Source organism: Streptomyces sp. H39-C1 (assembly GCF_027158125.1).
GTDB classification, from domain to species: Bacteria; Actinomycetota; Actinomycetes; order Streptomycetales; family Streptomycetaceae; genus Actinacidiphila; species Actinacidiphila fildesensis.
Genome location: NZ_JAPVLS010000230.1, coordinates 1 through 1,878 on the forward strand (window position 1 = coordinate 1; position 1,878 = coordinate 1,878).

3 protein-coding genes are annotated in these 1,878 nt (G+C 67.9%); 1 reads left to right on the top strand and 2 read right to left on the bottom strand.

Annotation, left to right across the window (positions count from 1 at the left end; all coding sequences use genetic code 11):
• Nucleotides 1-39: 39 nt before the first annotated feature.
• Together O3W51_RS47835 and O3W51_RS47840 are read right to left on the bottom strand one after the other, a co-directional pair.
• Nucleotides 40-387, bottom strand: coding sequence for a VOC family protein (locus tag O3W51_RS47835; RefSeq protein ID WP_138355435.1), 348 nt, complete (start codon nt 385-387; stop codon nt 40-42).
• A 107-nt stretch (nt 388-494) separates the two neighbouring features.
• Entirely contained in the window at nt 495-1,514 is a 1,020-nt protein-coding gene (locus O3W51_RS47840) for a saccharopine dehydrogenase family protein (protein WP_198359534.1), read from the bottom strand.
• 122 nt (nt 1,515-1,636) lie between these two features.
• Here O3W51_RS47840 and O3W51_RS47845 point away from each other — a divergent pair, with 122 nt between their 5' ends.
• Nucleotides 1,637-1,771: a hypothetical protein gene (locus tag O3W51_RS47845; RefSeq protein WP_269290359.1), complete on the top strand. Its 135-nt coding sequence runs from the start codon at nt 1,637-1,639 to the stop codon at nt 1,769-1,771.
• Nucleotides 1,772-1,878: the final 107 nt, after the last annotated feature.

Genomic DNA, 1,878 nt, shown 5'->3' on the forward strand with positions numbered 1-1,878 from the left:
CGACGGCCGGGGCCGGCCGACGTGGTCTCGGGAGGATCGTCAGCGGTGGCCCAGCACGTTGACCACCCGGCCGTTGGGGTCACGGACGAAGAACCGACGCACCCCCCACTCCTCGTCCTGCAAGGGGTGCACGATCTCCGCACCGCTGTCCCGCATGACCGCGTAGGCCGCGTCCACGTCGTCCACTTCGACACTCATGTCGGGCGTCACCGGCGCGGTCTTGTCGTCGGCCATGAAGCTGATCTGCGCCGCCGGACTGGACGGGGAGGCGAGCGTCATGATCCAGCCGTGGTTCATGACCTCCTCGAAGCCCAGCAGGCCGTAGAATTCCCGGCTCTCCGGCACCGCTTCCGACTGGACGTTGGGCACGACTCGGCGAACGGCCATCGCAACTCCAAGTGAGAACAGATGTGTTTCCAGGATTCTCCAGGACGCCTACGACACACCCGCCGCACCACGCTCCCGTCACAGCCGGCTTCGCAGCCGCTGACGGGTTACGAGAGCTCGACGGTGAAGTGTTCCGAGCTGAGCGACTGCAGGAAGTCCGCCGCGTCGGGGATCGCGCCGACGGTGATGACTCCGACGGGCGGCACGGGGCTTTCGAGGAGGCGCCGCGTCGCTTCCACCACGATGGGGGCGGTGACCGCGTAGATGTCCTGTCCGCGCGCGACCGCGCGGCGCCGCTCGTCCCCGGACCGGACGATGACCTCGACGAGGAACTGCTGGTCCGACCGGACCCCGGTCGGCTCCGTCAGCTGGGTACCGGTCAGGTCCTCGAGCGGGGCGATCGTCATATGGCTGCTGATCTCGGAGACGTTCAGGTGATGCGGGAGGGTGACGCTGTCCGCGGTGGTGAAGTCCGCCTGGACGCGCTGGGTTCCGAACGGTTCGGGGAACGTCCATTCCGTGGTCGCGGGGTCGTCGGAGCGCAGTTCCAGCCGGCCCTGGCTGAAGACCAGGCGCTTGCTGTCGCGGCGCGCGTCGGAGACGTAGCCGGTCGCCACGGTCCCGTGCGTGGGACGCCAACTGTCCAGGGCATAGGCGATGGATACCTCGTCCGCGGCGGGCCAGTCTCCCATCGCCGCAGTGGCCAGGAGGTCGACGAGACCGCCGTAGAAGGCAGCTGCGGGAACGATCGCGACCCCCGCCTCCGGTGCGGCCTTCGCGTACTGGTCGACGGTGGACAGAGCGACTTCCACCTCGGCCGCCACGTCCAGGTAGGGGATCCCGGCCCGCAGGGCGGCGTCTATCACCGGCGTCGCCGTGGCGGCGAAGGGCCCGGCAGCGTTGATGACGGCCGCCGCACCGACGAGAGCGCGGTCCAAGGAAGCCGGGTCGTCGATCGACGCCGGGCGGGTCTCGAGGTCGTGGTTGTCGGCCGCGAGAACCGCCAGCTTCCCGGCGTCCCGGCCGGAGAGGATGGGGGTCCATCCACGGCGGAGCAGCTCAGCAACGACGAAGCGCCCGGTGTGCCCGTAGGCCCCGAAGACGGTGACCGTCGGATTCGATGTCATGGCGGAACTCCTGGTCATGGTGTGGATGGAACGGTTCGCTCGCCGACCGCTGGACACCATCCTGGTCTCGTCGCATCCCCTGCGGCAGTGGCAAGAACGCCACATGATGCTAGATTCGTGCCATGCAGAAGCCCCACCGCATCGTCGTGCCGCTCACCGCGAACGTCCCGGTGTTCGAGGCCGCTGTCGCGTTCGAGGTGTTCGGCCGTCCCCGACAGGACTTTCCCGTCCCCTGGTCAATGCCGTTGCTTGATTAGTGAACTATCCCGGGATGCAGAGTGATGACCTTGGGCTCGACCCTCCGTGTGGGTTGCCGGTCCCGGGTGTTGATTCGGTAGGAAAGCTTGGAGGAGTACTTCGAGTC

Coding starts and splice junctions, on each gene's coding strand:
- O3W51_RS47835 (WP_138355435.1), bottom strand. CDS start 387: ATGGCCGTTCGCCGAGTCGTGCCCAACGTCCAGTCGGAAGCGGTGCCG.
- O3W51_RS47840 (WP_198359534.1), bottom strand. CDS start 1,514: ATGACATCGAATCCGACGGTCACCGTCTTCGGGGCCTACGGGCACACC.
- O3W51_RS47845 (WP_269290359.1), top strand. CDS start 1,637: ATGCAGAAGCCCCACCGCATCGTCGTGCCGCTCACCGCGAACGTCCCG.